Source organism: Phenylobacterium sp., from assembly GCF_031360265.1.
Lineage (GTDB): Bacteria > Pseudomonadota > Alphaproteobacteria > Caulobacterales > Caulobacteraceae > Phenylobacterium.
Window position 1 is genome coordinate 1 of the sequence record NZ_JANMBF010000177.1, and the last position, 19218, is coordinate 19218.

Here is a 19218-nt window from a genome sequence, read left to right on the forward strand (position 1 = left end):
TGATGAACGCGGGCCTCGATGTGGATCTGGACATCCTGGGCGAGACGGGGGCGGAGGGCATCGGCCTGTTCCGCACCGAGTTCCAGTTCATGGTCGCCGAGGAGATGCCGCGCTTCAACGCCCAGACCGCGCTCTATGGCCGGGTGATGGACGCCGCCGGTGACCTGCCGGTGACCTTCCGCACCCTCGATCTCGGCGGCGACAAGGTGCTGCCCTACATGGAGGCCGAGCGGGAGGACAATCCGGCGCTGGGCTGGCGGGCGATCCGCATGGGGCTCGACCGCCCGGCCCTGTTGCGCCTGCAGCTGCGCGCGCTGATCGCCGCGGCGAACGGGCGCGAGCTGCGGATCATGTTCCCGCTGGTGGCCAACGTCGACGAGTTCCGCGCCGCCCGCGCCCTGGTGGACGTGGAGATCGCCTGGGCCGAGCGCCGGGGCCGCAAGGCGCCGTCGCGCCTGGATGTCGGCGCGATGATCGAGGCGCCGTCGCTGATCTGGCACCTGGACGCGCTGCTGCCGCTCACCGACTTCGTCAGCGTCGGCACCAACGACCTGATGCAATATATGTTCGCCGCCGACCGGGGGAACCCGCGGGTGGCGGACCGCTACGATCCCCTGTCGCCGCCGGCGCTGCGGGCGCTGGAACAGATCCAGCGGGCCTGCGCGGAGACCAACACCCCGGTCAGCGTCTGCGGCGAGATGGCCGGCCGGCCGCTGGAGGCGTTCACCCTGGTCGCGCTCGGGTTCCAGCGGCTGTCGATGCCCCCCGCCGGCGTCGGACCGGTCAAGCAGATGGTGCTGTCCTGCGATCGTGAAGCAGCCCGCCGCGGCGTTTCCGCCCTGCTGAAGAGCGGCGCCGGATCTGTCCGCAACGAAATCGAAACCCTGGCGCGCAAAATCTACCTTGCGGTGTAGGAAAACTGAGTCGGCCGCGCGACGGTTCGGCGCATTGAAGATCACGGTCGCGCGTGTTACCGGCGGCTCAAATCCAGATGTTGCGTGACTTGTCGAACCGGACATCATCGTCGCGATGCGGTCGCGACAGGGGGTCGAAGGTGAGAGTAGCCATGCCGCTCGATACTGGCGGGGGCGCCGATCCGCGGTGGGATGCCGACTCGAGCCGGGCGCTCGACGGCGCCGAAACCTATGCTCCGACTCTGCAAGCGGGCGCCGATATTGGCCAGGCGCTGAAGGCCGTGCGCGAACACCGTGCTCTGTCGCTCGAACAGGTGGCGGAGATCACCCGCATCCGTCGCGCCTACCTGGCCGACATCGAGGCCATGCGGCTGGAGAAGCTGCCGTCGCGACCGTTCACCGTCGGCTATATCCGCGCCTACGCCCAGGCGCTGGGCCTGGACGGCGATGTCGCGGTCGAGCGCTTCAAGGCTGATGAGCCGATGCTGGACGAGCCGCTGCGCGAGCCGCTGGGCGTCAACCAGGGCGGCGATCCGCGGATGGTGACGATCGTCGCCGGCGTGGTGGTGATCGTGGCGGCGATCATCATCTGGAACGTCGCTCAGCGCGCCATGAACGCCAACGCGCCGCCCTCGCCCACCGCGCCGGCCAAGGCCGCCGCCCGGGCGCTGCGGGACCAGCGGTCGGGTCCCATGGCGCTCGGCGCGCCCCTCCCCGCGCCGGTGGAATCGACGACGCCGGCCCCCTACGAGACGCCCGGCCTCGCCGCCGCCGGAGCCGATGGGGTCAACCACTCCGCGCCCGCCAGGCTGGGTGTCAGGGCCGACGGCGAGGCCGCCGTCGATCCGGCCAGCCTGCCCCCGATGTTCACCGTCAAGGGCGTGGTCTTCGGAGCCCCCGCCGGCCAGCCGTCCAGCGTTACCCTGCAGGCCCTGAAGTCAGCCTCGCTGATCGTCCGCGGCGCCGACGGCTCGATCTATTTCGCCCGCCAGTTCGCCGCCGGCGAGGCTTACCGCGCGCCGCAGCTGGCCGGCCTGACCGCCGACGTCTCCGAACCCGACAGCTTCCAGGTGTTCGTCGCCGGCCGGTCGCGCGGCGTGCTGCCCGCCGCCCAGGCCTCGCTGAACAAGCTCGCCGAATAGGCCGCCGCGACTGGCGACTTGGGGTTGTCGGCGAAACCGCCTATTTTCACGCCGCCATGAGCGCCTCAGACCACGCCCACCCAGAACCGGTCCTTCGGGATCACACGTCCGTCCGCCCCTGGCGAGCGATCCAGCGGCGGGTCTCGCGCAAGATTCGCGTGGGCCGTGTCGAGGTCGGCGGCGATGCGCCGATCACCGTCCAGTCGATGACCAATACGCTGACCGCCGACGCCGCGGCGACGCTTGAGCAGATCCGCCAGCTTGAGGAGGCCGGCGCCGACATCGTTCGCGTCTCCTGTCCGGACGCGGACTCCACCGCAGCGTTCAGGACCATCGCCCGCGAGGCCCAGGTCCCGCTCGTGGCCGACATCCATTTTCACTACAAGCGCGGCGTCGAGGCGGCCAAGGCCGGCGCCGCCTGCCTGCGGATCAATCCCGGGAATATCGGCTCGCCCGACCGGGTGCGCGAGGTGATCGCCGCGGCCCGCGACAACGGCTGTTCCATGCGCATCGGGGTCAATGCCGGATCGCTGGAGCGCGACCTCTTGGAAAAATACGGCGAGCCCTGCCCCGACGCCATGGTCGAGAGCGCGCTTCGCCACGCCAACATCCTGCGCGATCACGACTTCCACGAGTTCAAGATCAGCGTGAAGGCGTCCGACGTGTTCATGACCGTGGCCGCCTATCAGCAGCTGGCCGAGGCCATCGACTGCCCGCTGCACCTGGGCATCACCGAGGCCGGCGCGCTTCGCACTGGGACGGTCAAGTCCGCGATCGGCATGGGCGCCATGCTGTGGGCCGGGATCGGCGACACCATCCGCGTGTCGCTGGCCGCCGACCCGGTGGAGGAGATCAAGGTCGGCTTCGACCTTTTGAAGTCGCTCGGCCTGCGCCACCGCGGCGTCAACATCATCGCCTGCCCCTCCTGCGCCCGGCAGGGGTTCAAGGTGATCGAGACGGTGGAGGCCCTGGAGGCTCGTCTGGCGCACATCTCCACCCCCATGAGCCTGTCGATCATCGGCTGCGTGGTGAACGGACCCGGCGAAGCCCTGATGACCGACCTGGGCTTCACCGGCGGCGGCGCGGGCTCGGGCATGGTCTATGTGGCCGGCCGGCAGGATCACAAGATCGACAACGCGCACATGGTCGACCATATCGTCGGCCTGGTCGAAGCCAGGGCCGCCGAGATCGACGCCGCCGCGGCTGCGCTCGAAGCGGCCGAATAGCGCGCGGGCGTCGGGCTCAGGTTGAAACAACGGGGAAGGAATTTCGATGGGCTTGTTTGATGGTCTGCTGGGCGGCGTCATCGGCGCCGAGATGGCGACGGTGGTGAACGGCCTGATCGAGAAGCACGGCGGCGTGCAGGGCATCGTCTCGGACCTGCAGGCCAAGGGGCTGGGCGGCACGGTGCAGTCCTGGATCGGGACCGGGACCAACCAGCCGGTCTCCGCCGACCAGCTGCATCAGGCGCTCGGCTCCGACGCCCTCGCCCAGCTCGCCGCCAAGATCGGCATCTCGCCGCAGGACCTGGCCGGCAAACTGGCCCAGGTGCTGCCGCAGGCCATCGACACCCTGACCCCCCACGGCGTCGTCCCGCCGACCTGAGGCGGCGCCGCGCGCCCTACAAAGTTGACGCCAGCGTCACTCTTGCGCCCGCCGGCCATCCGCGCTTAGGTGCCGGCGTCAATTCAGGGAGCGACACATGTCCGCGGACGGCAACTGGAAGATCACCATCAATACGCCCATGGGCGCGCAGGAAGTGAACGCCTCGATCACCACCAGCGGCGACACCTTCACCGGCAAGACCTCGGGCCGCATGGGCGACGCCGACATCAGCGGCAAGGTCGCCGGCGACACCCTGACCTGGAGCGCGGCGATCACCACGCCAATGCCGATGACCCTGGAATTCGAAGCCACCGTCGCCGGCGACGCCATGACCGGCAACGTCAAGCTGGGCGCCTTCGGCAACGCGCCCCTGAGCGGCGTCCGCGTCTAGGCGGGGCGATCCTCAGGCGGGGTTGCCCGCGCTGACGGCGCGGTTTCCTCCTCCGCAGGGGGAGGAAACCGTAAATGCGGTCTTACCGCCGTCGCGGCGGGACGACGTCGGCGAAGATCTCGAAGCTCTTCCATTTCGGTTCCAGGGGCGGAGCGTCCGGCTGCGGCAGATAGGCCGAGGGCTCGATCTGCTGCAGGTTCGGCAGGTAACGCGGGCAGTTGGGGAAGATGTCCACCGGCGTCACCTTGACCAGGAGCTGGGCGCCGGGGATCCGCGCCATCATCGGATCGTCGCCGACCACCTCGGCGCGGCCGTTGACCCGCAGCCGCTTGGGGGCCTCGCCAAACGCCAGGAACAGCAGGCCGACGTTGGGGTTGACCGCCAGGTTCCCCAGGCTCTTGAACATGCCGTTGCCGTCGTAGTCGGGGAACACCAGGAGGTCCGGCGCAACCACGCGGGCGAACCCCGCCGGCCCGCCCTTGAACGAGCAGTCGGGGCGCCCGTCCGCGTCTGCCGTGGCCAGGAAGAAGAACCCCAGGCTGGCGATGAACGTGGCGTCATCGTCGTTGAACCGGTCGCGGCGTAACCGCTCGTCCAGCCGGTCGGCCAGCCCACGGCTGCCGAAGGCGTCCTGCAGTCGGCGATTGCCCTCGTGATACATCGCGGTCTCCCGAGCCTGTTTGGCAAGCGCGCGGCGGGACGGTAAGGAAGCTCCCCTTCTCTTCAGGCGTCCAGACCCTTGCGACTTCCCCAGGCCCGTCTCGATCAGGTGCTCGACCGCTTCCGCCAGATCGAGGCGCGGATGGGGGCTGCCACCGACGGCGCCGAGATCGTCCGCCTGTCCAAGGAGCACGCCGAGCTCAAGCCGGTGGTCGACGCGGTCGAAGCCGTGCAGCGCGCCCGCGCCGAGGCGCCCGAGCTTGAGGAGATGCTGGCCGCCGGCGACCCCGACATGGCCGCCATGGCGCGCGACGAACTGGAGGCGTTGAAACTCCGCCTGCCGGTCCTGGAACGCGACGTGGCGCTGCTGCTGGCCCCCAAGGACCGGGACGAGAACGCCTCGGCGATGCTGGAAGTCCGCGCCGGCACCGGCGGCGACGAGGCGGCCCTCTTCGCCGGCGACCTGTTTCGCATGTACCAGCGCTACGCGACCCTGCGCGGCTGGCGGGTGGAGATCGACAGCCTCTCGGAGGGCGACGCCGGCGGTTTTAAGGAGATCATCGCCGCGGTCACCGGCGACGGGGTGTTCGGTCGGCTGAAGTTCGAGAGCGGCGTCCACCGGGTGCAGCGGGTGCCGGCCACCGAGGCGCAAGGCCGAATCCACACCTCCGCCGCCACCGTCGCGGTGCTGCCGGAACCCGAGGAAGTAGAGATCGACATCAAGGACGGCGACATCCGCATCGACACCTACCGATCGTCCGGCGCCGGCGGCCAGCACGTCAACAAGACCGATTCCGCCGTGCGCATCACCCACCTGCCCACCGGCATCGTGGTGACATCCTCGGAGAAGTCGCAGCATCAGAACCGCGCGCGGGCGATGAAGGCGCTGAAGGTCAAGCTCTACGATCGGCAGCGCGAGGCGCTTGACACCGCCCGCTCCGACGCCCGCAAGAGCCAGGTCGGTTCCGGCGATCGTTCGGAGCGCATCCGCACTTACAACTTCCCGCAGGCCCGGGTGACCGACCACCGGATCAATCTGACGCTCTACAACCTGCCGAAGATCCTCGAGGGCGAGGCGCTGGACGATGTGATCAATCCGCTGATCGCGGAGGATCAGGCGGCGCGGCTTTCGGCGCTGGAAGACGAGTTCGGCTGAGATCGCCTGGCAAATCGTCCTCTCGCACGCCACGGCGCGGTCCGTTCCGCTTGTCGCCGACGCGGCGTTGCGGCAAGGGGCTGCGGATGAGCGGTCACGTCGCGGCCATCTTCCGCCATCCGGTGAAGGGCTTCACGCCCGAGCCCCTGGATCGCGTGCGGCTCGCGCCCGGCGAGGGCTTTCCCCATGACCGCCGGTGGGCGGTGGAGAACGGCCCCTCCGGCTTCGATCCGAAGACCCCGGCCTTCGTTCCGAAGCAGCGGTTCACAGTGCTGGCGCAGATCGAACGGGTCGCCGCGGCGCGCACCCGCCTCAACCCCGAGACCGGGGTGCTGCACGCCACGGCGCCCGGCGCGCCGGAGATCGCCGTGCGCCTGTCCGACGCCGCCGGCCGCGACGCCTTTTCCGCGTGGCTGACGGGACTTCTGGGCGACGACGCACATGGGCCGCTGAAGGTTGTCGAGGCGCCGGGCGAGCACCGCTTCACCGACCACCCGCTGGGCCAGATCTCGATCATCAACCTCGCCAGCGTCCGCGACCTTGGCCAGAAGATGGGCGTCGACCTCGACCCTCTGCGCTTCCGCGCCAACCTCTACGTTGAAGGCTGGCCGGCCTGGGTGGAAAACAGCTGGACCGGCAAGGCGATGATGGCCGGCTGGGCGGCGGTTCAGGTGTTCAAGCCCATCGTCCGCTGCGCCGCGGTGAATGTCGACCCGACGACCGCCCGGCGCGATCTCGACATCACCCGGGCGCTGTTCGACGCCTATGGCCACATGGACTGCGGCGTCTATGTGCGGGTGACCTCCGCGGGCGAGGTGGGCCTGGGCGATGCGGTCACTGCGCCGGCGGAGGCGGCGTGAGCCTGACCCTGCTGCAGGCCTGGCAGACCGCCCGGGCGCGCCTGGAAGCCGCCGGCCTGGTCGGCCCGGTGATCGATGCGCGCCTGCTGGTCGAGGCCGCGGCGGACGCCACCCGCGCCGACATCGTCACCGATCCGCACCGGGCGCTGACCGCCGACCAGGAAGCCAGCCTGGAAAGCTACATTTCCCGGCGCGAGCACCGCGAGCCGGTCAGCCACATCCTGGGCCGCAAGGGCTTCTGGAAGATCATGCTGACCGTGACGCCCGACGTGCTCACGCCGCGGCCGGACACCGAGACCGTGGTCGAGTGGGTGCTGCGCGACTTTCCCGAGCACGCGGCCTGGTCGGTGCTGGACCTTGGCGTCGGCTCCGGCGCGATCGTGCTGTCGATCCTGGCCGAGCGCCCCGCCGCCCGCGGGCTTGGCGTCGACGTCTCCGAGGAAGCGCTGGCGGTCGCCCGTGAAAACGCCGCCAACCTGGGGCTCGCGGGGCGGCTGGCCCTGCTGCGCGGCGACTGGACCACGGGCCTTGGCGAGGCGACCTTCGACCTGGTGGTCTGCAACCCGCCCTATATCGCCAGCCATGTGATCGAGACCCTGGAGCCGGAGGTGCGCGACCATGAGCCGCGCATCGCCCTGGAGGGCGGCGCCGACGGCCTGGCCCACTATCGCCGCCTGGCGCCGGAGATCCTGCGGGTGCTGAAACCGGGCGGCCGCTTCGCCGTGGAGATCGGCTATGACCAGAAGACGGCGGTCGAGACCCTGTTCCGCGACGCCGGCGCGCGCGACGTCCAGACCCTGCGCGACCTCGGCGACCGGGACCGGGTTGTGGCCGGCGTGAAAAATCCCTTGGAAAGCTGAACCCGACTCGCTACTTAGGAAATGTCTCCACCCAAATCGTCGGCTTCAGGTAGAGGCGTCCCGCCAAGGACGCACGCCGGTCACGACAGGCAGGTCCCGACAGGGCGCGGCGGCTTTCAGAGCTTCCCGCTTTCAAGGCTTCCGGCTTTCAGGGCTTTCGGGCGGACGACGGGGAACACTTAAGCGTCATCAACGAAAATCCGGGCAAGGCGCCCGATCCCGCTGAAGGCTAGCGCACAGGCCGACCCGCCAAGGGTCCGCCAGGGAAGAACAAGACGGTCATTAAATAATGAGAGATTTCAAAGGTATGAAGCGTCAACGCGGCCGCAATCGCGGCGGCGGCGGGAGTGGCGGCGGGGGCGGCGGCAAGCCGCAGCCGCAGAACGCCAACCGGGCGTTCGATTCCAACGGGCCCGAGGGCTCCAAGGTCCGCGGCAACGCCCAGCACGTGTTCGAGAAGTATCAGCAGCTCGCGCGCGACGCCTCGGCGGCCGGCGACCGGGTGCTCGGCGAAAACTATCTGCAGCACGCCGAACACTATTTCCGCCTGCTGAGGGCGATGCAGCCCACCCGCCCGGCCAGCGAGATCCTCGGCCGCGACCATTTCTCCTCCGGCTTTGACATCGACTTCGAGGACGAGGGCGCCCAGGCGCAGTCGGAAGCCGCCGATCTGGCCGCCGCCGAAGCCGGCGAGACCGCCGAGAGCTGGCAGGCCCGCGAAGGCGGCGAGCAGCGTCCCCGCGACGAAAGCCGGCCCAGAGACGTACAACGAGACACACAGCGGGACGTCCAGCGCGATGCGCCGCGGGACTTCCAGCGCGACGACCGGCCCCGCTACGAAAACCGCGACCGTAACGACGGTCCACGCGACAGCAACGGCCAGGGCCCGTCTGGCCAACAGGGCCAGGGCCAACAGGGCCAGGGCCGCCGCGACCGCCCCTGGCGCGACGAGCGTCCGCGCGACGACCGGCCCAGAGACGAACGCCCCAGAGACGAACGCCCCAGGGACGACCGCCCGAGAGATGCTTCGCGCGATGACCGGCCACGCGAAAATCCGCCGCGCGAGACCCCGTCGCGCGACGACCGCCCACGCTTCGAGCGCAATCGCGATGATCGCCCCGAGCGCGACCCGATGCCCGTGATCGAGCCGCAGGCCCAGCCCCTGGTCAGCCCGGCGGCCGAGCGCCCGGAGCGCGCCCCGCGTCCCGCGCGCGCCGAACGCCCCGCCCGGGTGCTGCGCGACGCGGACGGCGGCGAGAGCCATGCCCCCGCCTTCCTGCAGGCGCCCGCCCCGCGCGCCGAGGCCCCGCGCGCTGAAGCCGAAGACACGCCGAGGCCCAAGCGCCGCCGTGCGCCGCGCCCCGACACCGCGGCCACCGAGGCCGAGGACGCCTAGAAGATTGCGGTCCGCTGCTGAGCGGAGTTAGCTGACGCCATGCACGCGGCGGACTGCCAGCACGAGGATGGGATCCATCCGGGCCTGAAGGGCCCGGCGCTGAATGGCGCGCTCCTCGCGGCCGAGACCCGCTGCCTGGCGACGGCCGAGCGGCTGACGCCGCCGCGTCGCCGCGTGCTGGAGCTGCTGCTCCAGGCCGACGGCCCGCTGAAGGCCTACGACATGATCGCCGCCTATGGTGAGACCGGCGAACCGGCCAAGCCGCCGACGGTCTACCGCGCGCTGGAATTCCTCGAACGCATGGGCCTGGCCCACCGCATCGAGAGCCTGAACGCCTTCGTGCCCTGCCGGCTGGTCGGCGAGAACCACGCCGCGGCCTTCCTGATCTGCTCCTGCTGCGGCGCCGCCGAGGAGTTCGAGCCCGACTTCGCGCCCGGCCGTGTCGCCGCCGAGGCCAAGGGCTATCAGGTGACCAGCGTCACCCTGGAGGCTCGCGGGCTGTGCCCGGCCTGCCAGGCGGGGTGAGAAAACAGATCTATCTCGACTGCGACGGCGTCCTGGCCGACTTCGACCGGGGCGCGATCGCCCTGCTCGGCGAACCTCCGCGAGCGTTCGAGGCCCGCCACGGCGCCGGGGGATTCTGGAAGCAGCTGGCGCGGGCCGACGGTTTTTTCGAACACCTCGACCCCATGCCGGACGCGCACCGGCTGTATGCGGCGGTCAGGCACAAGGCGCCGATCATCCTCACGGGCCTGCCGCGCGGCGCCTGGGCCGAGCCGCAGAAGCGCGCCTGGGCCGCGCGCCACTTTCCAGGCGTGCCGGTGATCACCACCCCCGCGGCGCTGAAGCGCGAGCATTGCCATCCCGGCGACGTCCTGGTCGATGACCGCGACCAGCACCGGCGCCTGTGGGAAGACGCCGGCGGCCGGTTCATCCATCACCGGTCCGCCGAGGGCTCGATCGCGGCGCTGGCGACCGCGGGGTACCTGGATTAGCTACCAGAAGATGCCGCGCACCACCTGCACGATGCGGCCGTTGAAGCGGTCGATCATCAGGGCGTCGTCGCCGACCCGGACCCAGGCGTACCCGGGGGGCGGATAGGGCAGGTCGAAGCCCCAGAAATCGTCCAGCCAGTAGCTGTCGCCGTACCAGCCGCGGGGCAGGATGTCGCCGAACCCCCAGTTGCGCGCATAGAAGCCATAGGGCTGGCGATAGGGCGCGATGTGGAACCGACGCGGCGCGGCATAGACCGGCGGATAGCGGCCACGCTCCCAGCGCGGCGCATCGCCATGAGAGCGGTCGCGATCATGGTCGTCGCGGCGACCACCCCGGTGATCGCGCCCGTCCCGATATGGGCGCCCGTCCTGATGGTCCTGGTCCCAGCGCGGGTCGCCCCGGGCGTGCTCGAGCGCGCGGCCACGGTCGGCGTCGTGGGGACGGTCCCAGCCGTGCTCGCCGCCACCGCGGTTGACCTCGCGGTTTCGCTCAGGACCCCTGACCTGTTCCGCACCCCGGCCGTGACCTTGCTCCGGCGAGAGCCGCTGGCCGCTGGATCCGCCGCCGCGTGAGATCTCGCCCGAGGGTGGCGGCGCGCCAAACCGGGCATGCCCGTCCTGGGGGGACTGGAGCGGCGGGCGCTCCCGCGGCGCGCCGACCGGCGGCGGGGCGACCGGCGACGGGGCGACCGGCGGCGGGGCGACCGCAGCGGGCGGTAGGTTGCGGGCGTCGCCGCGGCCGCCGCGCGGGGCTTCCCAGGGGCCCCGGGGCTGGCCGTTCGCCGGACCGCGCGGCTCGTGGTCCCTCGTCTCCGACCGATCTCCGCCGCCGTCGCGCGGATGCTCCTGGGCCACGGCCTGGGACGCCGCGCCGGCCAGGAGCGCCAGCGTCAAGGCCGCTAGGGTTCTGCTTTTCATCACTCTGGTCCCGTGGGGCCGTCACGCCCGTCGATGGTGTCCTTCGCCGCCCACTATTGCCCGCGCGCCTGAACCGCGCTTGAACGAACATCTGGAGACCCGCCCCCGTGACCGCCCATCCCAACGACATCATCGGCTTCTGGCTCGGCGCCGGGCCCGCGAAATGGTTCAAGAAGGTGGCCGCCTTCGACGAGGCCATCCGCCTGAAGTTCGAACCGACCCACCACCGGGCCGCCCGCGGCGAATACGACGCCTGGGCCGCGACCGCCGAGGGCGCGCTGGCCCTGCTGCTGCTGCTCGACCAGTTTCCGCGCAACCTCTATCGCGGCTCCGGCCATGCCTTCGCCACCGACCCCAAGGCCCGCGCGCTGGCCCGCGCCGCCGTCGAGCGGGGCTTTGACCGGCAGGTGGAGCCCACCTTGCGCAACTTCTTCTATCTGCCGTTCGAGCACTCCGAAGACCTCGCCGACCAGGACTTCGGACTGGCGCTGTGCGCCGAGGCGGGCAATGCCGACGACCTCAAATGGGCGGGCGTCCACCGCGAGATCGTCGCCCGCTTCGGCCGCTTCCCGCACCGCAACGCAGCGCTGGGCCGGGTCACCTCGCCGGAGGAACAGGCGTTCCTTGACGCAGGCGGGTTCGGGGGGTGATTCGGTCCACAGGATCGTGACCCTGGCCGCGGCCCCGCTGCATTCCCCGGCAGACCGAATCACCCGCGAATCACCCGCAATGAACGCCCACGCCGCCATCGCCCCGATCTGTCAGGCCGCGCCGGACCATCCGGAGCGCCAGTACCTGAATCTGCTCGCCGACATCCTGGCCAACGGCGTCGAACGCGGCGACCGCACCGGCACCGGCACCCTTGGCGTGTTCGGCCGCCAGATGCGCTTTGACCTGGGCCTGGGCTTCCCGCTGCTGACCACCAAGAAGCTGCACAAAAAGTCGATCATCCTGGAACTGCTGTGGTTCCTGCGCGGCGACACCAATGTCCGCTGGCTGCAGGACCGCGGGGTCTCCATCTGGGACGAATGGGCCGACGCCAACGGCGATCTCGGCCCGGTCTACGGCAAGCAGTGGCGATCCTGGGCCGCGCCGGACGGCCGGGTGATCGACCAGATCACCGCTGTTATCGAGAGCCTGAAGACCAATCCCGACAGCCGCCGGCACATCGTCGCGGCCTGGAACCCGGCCGAGGTCGAGGACATGGCGCTGCCGCCCTGCCACTGCCTGTTCCAGTTCTTCGTGGCCCCAAACGGCAAGGGGGGTGGAAAACTGAGCTGCCAGCTCTACCAGCGCTCGGCCGACGTGTTCCTGGGCGTGCCGTTCAACATCGCCAGTTATGCGTTGCTCACTCTTATGGTGGCGCAGGTCACCGGCCTCGAACCCGGCGAATTCATCCACACCCTGGGCGACGCCCACCTTTACCTAAACCACCTCGACCAGGCGCGACTGCAGCTGTCGCGGGAGCCGTTGCCGCTGCCCAAGATGAAGCTCGCCGATAAGCGCGACCTCTTCGCCTTCGACTTCGAGGATTTCGCGCTGGAAGGCTACCGCAGCCACCCCGCCATTTCGGCCCCCATCGCCGTCTAGGCCGGAACTGGGGTAGAGACACCCCATGCCCTCCATCACCCTCACCGCCGGCCCCATCGCCCGCGCCCGCAACGGCGTCATCGGCAAGGGCGGAACCCTCCCCTGGCGGCTGAAGACCGACCTCGCCAACTTCCGCGCCGTGACCATGGGCAAGCCGGTGATCATGGGCCGCAAGACCTGGGACAGTCTGCCGAAGAAGCCGCTGGTCGGGCGCACCAACATCGTGCTGTCGCGCGACGGGTCCTTCGAGCCCGCCGGCTGCGTGGTCTGCGAGGACTTCACCGAGGCCGTGGCCATCGCCCGCGAGCAGGCGCAGGAAGACGGCGCGCGCGAGGTCTGCGTGATCGGCGGCGCCTCGCTGTTCGAGCTCGCCCTGGCCAAGGCCGGCCGCATCTACCTCACCGAGATCGACACCGAGATCGAGGGCGACGTGACGCTGGCGCCGATCGACGAGCGACGCTGGTCCGAGGTCTCCGCCAAGGCCTATCCGGCCGGCGAGGGCGACGACTATCCGTTCACCGTCCGGGTGCTGGAACGGCGCTGATCAGTCTTCGAGGTCCACCGGCTCATTCATCGCTTCATCCCAGGTGAACGGCGACTCCGCCGGAAAGCTTTTCGGCAAACGGCGTGTCTCGCGGGCTGCGCGCAGGCGTGCGGTGGGATAGGCGTCGGTGAAAATCTGCTCGACGAGGGGCTTCAGGCTCGGGCTTTCATCAACCACCCGCTGAGCTTCACCGCGCTGCTCAAGAATCGTGAACATCCAGCTGCGGCTGCGGCGTTCGGGCTGAAACCGCCAATTCAACAGGTGCTGAAGCAGGATCACGATTTGGCTGCGTAGCTCGCTGCGCGCCTGTTTGCCCATGCCCTCCACCTCTTCGAGCAGGTTCTCCCAGTCGAGCTCATTGACGCTGCGTCGGCGAAGCGCGTCGGCCTGATCCTGGGTCCAGGCGAAGAAGTCGCGGTCGTAGAGTTTGGTCATAGGGCTGGCCTCGGGCCGGGCTTCAAACCCATAGTGCCAGAAAATAAGCGGTAGGGAAAAATCATGGACATCCAACTGGTCGCCGAGGGCTTCGAATTTCCGGAGGGGCCTATCGCCATGGCCGACGGCTCGATCATCCTGACGGAGATCAAGGGCCAGCGGCTCACACGGGTTACGCCGGACGGCGCCAAGACCACTCTGGTCGAGACCGGGGGCGGCCCCAACGGCGCGGCTATCGGCCCGGACGGGGCGATCTACATCACCAACAACGGCGGGGCGTTCGAGTGGCTGGACAACCAGGGCCTGTGCATCCCCGGCCCCACCCCGGCCAGCCACACGGGCGGCGCGATCCAGCGGTTCGACCTTAAGACCGGCCAGCTCACCACCCTCTATGACGCCTGCGAGGGCCGCCGGCTGATCGGGCCCAATGACCTGGTGTTCGACCGCCAGGGCGGCTTCTGGTTCACCGATCATGGCTGCTCGACGCCCGAGGGCCGCAAGTTCGGCGCGCTCTACTATGCGAAGATCGACGGCAGCCATATCAGCCGCCAGCGCGACCACATCATCTCGCCCAACGGCGTGGGCCTGTCGCCCGACGAGACCACCCTCTATGCCGCCGACACCCAGCTGGGCCGGCTGTGGGCCTTCGATATCGCAGCCCCCGGCGTGCTGGGCCCGCCGCCCGGGTTCGCGCCTGGTCGGGTGGTCTGCAACCTGCCGGGCTATCAGCTGCTCGATTCGCTGGCGGTGGAGGCCGGCGGCAAGGTCTGCGTCGCCACCATCATCAACGGCGGGGTCACCGCCTTCGACACTGACGGTACGACCGAGCATTTCCCGATCCCCGATCTGGTGTGCACCAACATCGTCTTCGGCGGCGCCGACATGCGGGACGCCTGGATCACCGCCTCCTCCACCGGCAAGCTCTACAAGGTCCGCTGGCCCCGCCCGGGCCTCAAGCTCAACTTCAACGGATGAGCCCTCGTCTCCCGGCACACGGTTTCGCAACCTTGAGCCGGTAGCCTCCCCACCTGAAGGCGCGAACCCGCGATGACGGGGGCGCCGGTGGGGTGTCGAGGATGAAGACCATGGGCAAGATCGTCGCCGGCCTCTGCGCGGCCCTGGCGCTGGCGGCCGGCCGGGCGCAGGCCGCGACCTGGATCGTCACCTACGCTTCTGCGGGCGGGGCGCCGCTCAGCGCCAGCCTGACGGTCCAGACCGCCGACACGCTGGACGCCGTCGGCGGCCTCGACATCACCGGCGTGACCGGCGCCGTCGATGGCGATGCGGTCACCGGCCTGATCCTCAACCCGGGCCAGCCGTTCGCCCACCTCTCGGCCGACGGCCTGTTCATCTACGACAATGTGCTGTTTGCGACCGGCGCGCCGGTGTTCTCCAACCCCGGCCTGTTTTTCTCCGGGGCCTCGGGGAGCGAGTACAACCTGTTCTCCGACAACGCCTCGACCTACGAGCTCTATCGCGCGCGCAGCGGGACAGGCTACCTCGCCCACTCGCGCGGCGCGGTGACCCTGGCGCGGGCCGGCCTGATCTCGACCTTCGGGGCCGGCGGCGGGGCGGTTCCGGAACCGGCCGCCTGGGCGTTGACCATCCTGGGGCTCGGCGCGGTGGGGGCGGTCATGCGCCGCCGCCGGAGCCTGGCCGCGACCTGAGGTGAAACCCAGTCATATTACGGAAATTCTGAAATGACGTCATCGCCCGGCTTGTCCGGGCGATTGCGATCAAAGATCAAATTTCTCTGGCCGCGGCCTGAACAGCGCCGCCTAGAGGGCCTTGCCGATCGGCTCGGCGCTGGCCGGATCGGTGAGCTGCGCCCCGAGCTTGGCGGATTTCTCGTCGTCGTCCTCGCCCAGGCCCTGGTGGAAATCCTGCAGAATGTCGAACAGCTCGCTCAGTTCCGCTCTCAGCGGCCGGCCCTTGGGGAACCGGTAGCGCCAGAAGCTGGCGATGTGACTGACCATGCCGGTGCGTTCACCCAGCGTGATGAACATCTCCGGCGATTTCAGCAGGAAGTCGCGAAAGGCCATGGGATTGCCGGCCTGGGTCAATTCGCCGAAGGCGTCGTCATAGACCTGGAGGATCACCCGGACCCGGCGCACCTGGGACAGGATCGCCTGGTTCACCCGCTCGCCCACGCCCTTCACCTCGATCAGCAGTTCGGGATCGCGGGGGCCCACCAGCTTGATTTCGCCGAGCTCGGAGATCACGCCGCGCAGTTCGGGCCACAGGCTGTTCAACACCCATTTGTAGTAGAGAAAACCCTTCCAGCTGAAGATCCCCTCGCGGAAATTCTCCCCCTCCAGGCCCAGCGTCAGACGCAGGGGCTCCAGGCGCTGGTCGTCTTGGCCGGACAGCAGGAGGCTGACCAGCTTGGAGATATTGGCGCTCGCCCCGCCCGCCCCGCCGCCGCCGCCATAGGCCAGGTCGACCAGCTTGGAGATCTCGCTGGAGACAAAGCGCTGCATCCGCTCCAGATCGGGCGCGGAAATGGCGAAGTAGCAATTGGCGATCTTGAAGTCGCGCCGCTTCAGGTGCTCGCGCAGCAGGAACGGGTCGAGCGAGGGCAGCTCGTCCAGCGCTTCCAGCAGCGCTATGTCACGCGCCTCATCGTCCTGGCCGCCGCGCAGTTGACTGAGCAGTTCCCGCCAGCCCCGCTGGCCGACGAACAGGGAGCGTCCGCCCAGGCTCAGGTCCGTGCGCTCGAAGGGAATGATCACCTTCGTCGAAATCCGCCGGGTCTGTTCAAAGATGTAGCGCTCGTCGCTGCGCACGCGGTGCTTGATGATCACCGCGCCGTTCAGCGAGGCGGCCTTGAAGAACGGCGCGGTCTCGTATTCCGGATCGTTGGCCTGCTGGCTCGCGACCGCGGCCAGGTTGAGCACGCGGCTGGTCGAGGCCGTCTTTTCAAGACCGCTCAGGCTCCGATATGAGCGGTCCGTCGCACGCCCTGCCACAAGAACCTCCGGTTGTGGCGCGGGTCTGGCTCCGACCCGCGACCGACGATGCGCGCCCGTGAACATGGCGGCCACGAATGGCCCGTCCGCGATACGCTTGCCAGGGGCTGCTTATGGGCCTGAAGCTCTACAATTGGGTTAAGGCGCCCTCGGGCCGACGACCACGTTCCACGAACGGGTTTGGATGATTGCGCCGCCAAGCCCACCTTCGGCGGGCGGGCCAGGCACGGACCCGCTTCCCCTGGGCGTCATTCCGCGCGAAGATTGCGTGAACGCCAGTCACTCTCGACGGCCCCACACTTTCGACAGCCCACGAGGAGCCCCCGCGCCATGGACGACGGATCGATCGACGTGAAACGCGCGGCCCGCGACGCCGCCTACGCCATGCCCCTGGCCGACATCAACCCGGCCGACCCGGAGTTGTTCCGCACCGACACCTGGGGTCCCTACTTCGAGCGCCTGCGCGCCGAGGACCCGGTGCACTGGGCGGTGTCGCAGGAAGAGGATGTCGGCGGCTACTGGTCGGTGACCACCTGGAACGACATCATGGCCGTGGACACCGACCACGAGGCGTTCTCGTCGGAGCCGACCATCGTGCTTCCGGATCCGGCGGAAGACTTCACCCTGCCGATGTTCATCGCCATGGACTCGCCCAAGCACGACGTGCAGCGCAAGACCGTCAGCCCGGCCGTGTCCCCGGTGAACCTCGCCCTGCTGGAGCCGACCATCCGCGAGCGCTGCGCCACCATTCTCGATTCCCTGCCGATCGGCCAGGAGTTCGACTGGGTCGACAAGGTCTCGATCGAACTGACCACCCAGATGCTGGCGACCCTGTTCGACTTCCCGTGGGAGGACCGGCGCAAGCTCACCCGCTGGTCGGACGTAGCCACCGCGGCGCCGGACTCAGGCATCTTCAGCTCCAGCGACCCGGAGATCGCCGAGAACGAGCGCCGCGCCGAACTGTTCGAGTGCGTCGACTACTTCATGCGCCTGTGGAACGAGCGGGTGAACGCACCGCCCGCCGGCGACCTGATCTCCATGCTGGCGCACGGCGAGGCGACGCGGGACATGGACCGCATGGAATACCTGGGCAACCTGATCCTGCTGATCGTCGGCGGCAACGACACCACCCGCAACACCATCTCGGGCTCGGTCCTGGCCCTGCACCAGAACCCCGACCAGGACCGTAAGCTGCGCGAGAACCCCGATCTGATCCCCTCGATGGTCTCGGAGACCATCCGCTGGCAGACCCCGCTGGCCTATATGGCCCGGCGCGCCACACGCGATGTCGAACTCGGCGGCAAGACCATCAAGGCGGGCGACAAGATCGCCATGTGGTACGTTTCGGGCAACCGCGACGAGACGGTCATCGACCGGCCGAACGACTACATCATCGACCGCGACCGGGTCCGCCAGCACCTGTCGTTCGGCTTCGGCATCCACCGCTGCGTCGGCAACCGCCTGGCCGAGCTGCAGCTGAAGATCATCTGGGAGGAGATCCTCAAGCGCTTCCCGACGATCCAGGTGACCGGCCAGCCCCGGCGGGTCTTCTCCTCCTTCGTCAAGGGCTACGAAACCCTGCCGGTGATCATCCCGACGAAGCTGTGATTCCGTAGACGTCGCGCTCCAGGGCGGCGAACAGGGACAACACCTCGGGGTCGCCGAACGGCAGGATCTGGGTGAGGATCAGGCCGGCCTTGCCGGCCGCCGGATCTGCCCAGTAGTAGCAGTTGCTGAGGCCCGCCCAGGCCAGGCTCCCGGCGTCGCGGCCGTCGGCCGACGCGTCCGGCGAGATCATCGTCGCCAGGCCCCAGCCGGTCAGCATGTCCGGATAGAGGTCGAAGTCGCGGCTGAGGTGCGGCAGCGCGCCGGTCCAGGCGCCGGCCCGCCGGTCGCCGGTCTGCACCGTTCCCAGCGCCGCCATGGTCTCGGCGGACAACAGCTGTGGCCCGCCCCCCAGCAGCATCCGCAGGAACCGGCCATAGTCCGGCGCGGTGCTGTAGAGCCCACCGCCGCCCGACAGCACCTCCACATCGCTAGGCAGGCCGAAGGCCATCGGCGCCAGCGCCCCGTCCGGCCCGCGCGCGTGCATGCCGACCTTGCGCGCCGCCTGGACGGGTGACGGGTCGAACGTCGTGTCGACCATGCCCAGAGGCGCGAAGATGTGCTCCGCCAGATAGGCGTCGAGCCGCTGGCCGCTGGCGACCTCGACGGCGATGCCCACCCAGTCGATGCCGATGCCATAGGCCCAGCCCTGGCCCGGATCGAACAGCAGCGGCTGACGATGGGCCGAACGCAGGCCGCTGGTCACGTCGGGCGTGCCCGTGGCCGTCATCCAGGCGGCGACATCGGTGTGCAGGAACGCGTAGCCGAAGCCTGAGGTGTGGGTCAGCAGCAGGCGCAGGGTGACCGCGCCGCGGGCCGGCCGCAGCCGGGGCGCACCGTCCGGAGCGAAGCCGTCGAACACCTCGAGCCCCGCCAGGTCCGGCAACAGCTCCGAGAGGTCGCCGTCCAGGCTGAGCCGGCCGCGCTCCACCAGCTGCAACGCCGCGACCGAGACCACCGCCTTGGTCATCGAGGCGATCCAGAACAGGGTGTCCCTGGTCATCGCCTCGCCGCCGCCCGCGGACCGCACGCCGGCCGCGCGGGCATAGATCTCGCCATCGCGATCCGCCACCAGGGCCACCGCGCCGGCGATCCGTCCGCCGCTCACCGCCGCGTCGAGCGCGGCTTCAAAGCCTGGATACATCGCCGGCCTCCCCTCACCTGGCCCCTGGCCTGTC

The 19218-nt window shown here is 69.5% G+C and carries 22 protein-coding genes; 17 read left to right on the top strand and 5 right to left on the bottom strand.

What is annotated here, in order from left to right; genetic code table 11:
- From RMN86_RS16140 to RMN86_RS16160, 5 genes are all read left to right on the top strand, one after another.
- A partial coding sequence (locus RMN86_RS16140) for a putative PEP-binding protein (RefSeq protein WP_309606881.1) occupies nucleotides 1-914 on the top strand: 914 nt, incomplete at its 5' end.
- 152 nt (nucleotides 915-1066) lie between these two features.
- Nucleotides 1067-2056, top strand: coding sequence for a helix-turn-helix domain-containing protein (locus tag RMN86_RS16145; protein WP_309606882.1), 990 nt, complete (start codon nucleotides 1067-1069; stop codon nucleotides 2054-2056).
- Between the two features lie 56 nt (nucleotides 2057-2112).
- Complete coding sequence (gene ispG, locus RMN86_RS16150) at nucleotides 2113-3282, top strand: flavodoxin-dependent (E)-4-hydroxy-3-methylbut-2-enyl-diphosphate synthase (protein ID WP_309606883.1); 1170 nt, start codon at nucleotides 2113-2115, stop codon at nucleotides 3280-3282.
- Nucleotides 3283-3328: 46 nt separating this feature from the next.
- Nucleotides 3329-3661 carry a YidB family protein gene (locus RMN86_RS16155; protein ID WP_309606884.1) on the top strand — a complete coding sequence of 111 codons (333 nt, stop codon included), beginning with the start codon at nucleotides 3329-3331 and terminating at the stop codon, nucleotides 3659-3661.
- A gap of 97 nt (nucleotides 3662-3758) precedes the next feature.
- A complete protein-coding gene (locus RMN86_RS16160; protein WP_309606885.1) occupies nucleotides 3759-4052 on the top strand; it encodes a hypothetical protein in 294 nt (97 codons plus the stop codon).
- A gap of 82 nt (nucleotides 4053-4134) precedes the next feature.
- On the opposite strand, the gene RMN86_RS16165 is transcribed toward RMN86_RS16160, so the two are convergent.
- Complete coding sequence (locus RMN86_RS16165) at nucleotides 4135-4713, bottom strand: pyridoxamine 5'-phosphate oxidase family protein (RefSeq protein WP_309606886.1); 579 nt, start codon at nucleotides 4711-4713, stop codon at nucleotides 4135-4137.
- 78 nt (nucleotides 4714-4791) lie between these two features.
- On the opposite strand from RMN86_RS16165, the gene prfA reads away from it, so the two are divergent.
- The 6 genes from prfA to RMN86_RS16195 all read left to right on the top strand — a co-directional run bounded on the left by prfA (nucleotide 4792) and on the right by RMN86_RS16195 (nucleotide 9979).
- Nucleotides 4792-5868 carry a peptide chain release factor 1 gene (prfA, locus tag RMN86_RS16170; RefSeq protein WP_309606887.1) on the top strand — a complete coding sequence of 359 codons (1077 nt, stop codon included), beginning with the start codon at nucleotides 4792-4794 and terminating at the stop codon, nucleotides 5866-5868.
- 86 nt (nucleotides 5869-5954) lie between these two features.
- A complete protein-coding gene (locus tag RMN86_RS16175; protein WP_309606888.1) occupies nucleotides 5955-6728 on the top strand; it encodes an MOSC domain-containing protein in 774 nt (257 codons plus the stop codon).
- Nucleotides 6725-7588: a peptide chain release factor N(5)-glutamine methyltransferase gene (gene prmC / locus RMN86_RS16180; protein WP_309606889.1), complete on the top strand. Its 864-nt coding sequence runs from the start codon at nucleotides 6725-6727 to the stop codon at nucleotides 7586-7588. The genes RMN86_RS16175 and prmC overlap by 4 nt, the downstream gene beginning before the upstream one ends.
- Before the next feature lie 289 nt (nucleotides 7589-7877).
- The gene (locus RMN86_RS16185) at nucleotides 7878-8984 is read left to right on the top strand and encodes a DUF4167 domain-containing protein (protein WP_405041356.1); all 1107 of its coding nucleotides are present in this window, start codon (nucleotides 7878-7880) and stop codon (nucleotides 8982-8984) included.
- Between the two features lie 39 nt (nucleotides 8985-9023).
- On the top strand, nucleotides 9024-9509 hold the full coding sequence (locus RMN86_RS16190) for a Fur family transcriptional regulator (RefSeq protein WP_309606891.1): 486 nt from the start codon (nucleotides 9024-9026) through the stop codon (nucleotides 9507-9509).
- The gene (locus RMN86_RS16195) at nucleotides 9485-9979 is read left to right on the top strand and encodes a 5' nucleotidase, NT5C type (RefSeq protein WP_309606892.1); all 495 of its coding nucleotides are present in this window, start codon (nucleotides 9485-9487) and stop codon (nucleotides 9977-9979) included. The genes RMN86_RS16190 and RMN86_RS16195 overlap by 25 nt, the downstream gene beginning before the upstream one ends.
- On the opposite strand, the gene RMN86_RS16200 is transcribed toward RMN86_RS16195, so the two are convergent.
- Entirely contained in the window at nucleotides 9980-10897 is a 918-nt protein-coding gene (locus tag RMN86_RS16200; RefSeq protein ID WP_309606893.1) for an RcnB family protein, read from the bottom strand.
- 107 nt (nucleotides 10898-11004) lie between these two features.
- Between RMN86_RS16200 and RMN86_RS16205 the strand changes: the two genes are divergently transcribed.
- From RMN86_RS16205 to RMN86_RS16215, 3 genes are all read left to right on the top strand, one after another.
- Nucleotides 11005-11547: a DUF924 family protein gene (locus RMN86_RS16205; protein WP_309606894.1), complete on the top strand. Its 543-nt coding sequence runs from the start codon at nucleotides 11005-11007 to the stop codon at nucleotides 11545-11547.
- Nucleotides 11548-11626: 79 nt separating this feature from the next.
- Nucleotides 11627-12487: a thymidylate synthase gene (locus tag RMN86_RS16210; RefSeq protein ID WP_309606895.1), complete on the top strand. Its 861-nt coding sequence runs from the start codon at nucleotides 11627-11629 to the stop codon at nucleotides 12485-12487.
- A gap of 25 nt (nucleotides 12488-12512) precedes the next feature.
- Nucleotides 12513-13031 carry a dihydrofolate reductase gene (locus RMN86_RS16215; RefSeq protein WP_309606896.1) on the top strand — a complete coding sequence of 173 codons (519 nt, stop codon included), beginning with the start codon at nucleotides 12513-12515 and terminating at the stop codon, nucleotides 13029-13031.
- On the opposite strand, the gene RMN86_RS16220 is transcribed toward RMN86_RS16215, so the two are convergent.
- A complete protein-coding gene (locus RMN86_RS16220) occupies nucleotides 13032-13466 on the bottom strand; it encodes a DUF29 domain-containing protein (protein ID WP_309606897.1) in 435 nt (144 codons plus the stop codon).
- 63 nt (nucleotides 13467-13529) lie between these two features.
- Between RMN86_RS16220 and RMN86_RS16225 the strand changes: the two genes are divergently transcribed.
- A complete protein-coding gene (locus RMN86_RS16225; protein ID WP_309606898.1) occupies nucleotides 13530-14441 on the top strand; it encodes an SMP-30/gluconolactonase/LRE family protein in 912 nt (303 codons plus the stop codon).
- A 110-nt stretch (nucleotides 14442-14551) separates the two neighbouring features.
- Entirely contained in the window at nucleotides 14552-15133 is a 582-nt protein-coding gene (locus tag RMN86_RS16230; protein WP_309606899.1) for a PEPxxWA-CTERM sorting domain-containing protein, read from the top strand.
- Between the two features lie 111 nt (nucleotides 15134-15244).
- Here the strand turns inward: RMN86_RS16230 and RMN86_RS16235 are convergent, their stop codons facing one another.
- On the bottom strand, nucleotides 15245-16363 hold the full coding sequence (locus RMN86_RS16235) for a hypothetical protein (protein ID WP_309606900.1): 1119 nt from the start codon (nucleotides 16361-16363) through the stop codon (nucleotides 15245-15247).
- A gap of 402 nt (nucleotides 16364-16765) precedes the next feature.
- Here RMN86_RS16235 and RMN86_RS16240 point away from each other — a divergent pair, with 402 nt between their 5' ends.
- Nucleotides 16766-18043 carry a cytochrome P450 gene (locus RMN86_RS16240; protein WP_309606901.1) on the top strand — a complete coding sequence of 426 codons (1278 nt, stop codon included), beginning with the start codon at nucleotides 16766-16768 and terminating at the stop codon, nucleotides 18041-18043.
- On the opposite strand, the gene RMN86_RS16245 is transcribed toward RMN86_RS16240, so the two are convergent.
- Nucleotides 18024-19184 (bottom strand): serine hydrolase domain-containing protein, encoded by a 1161-nt coding sequence (locus RMN86_RS16245; RefSeq protein ID WP_309606902.1) that lies wholly within the window; start codon nucleotides 19182-19184, stop codon nucleotides 18024-18026. The two genes, RMN86_RS16240 and RMN86_RS16245, sit on opposite strands and share 20 nt — an antisense overlap.
- Nucleotides 19185-19218 lie beyond the last annotated feature (34 nt).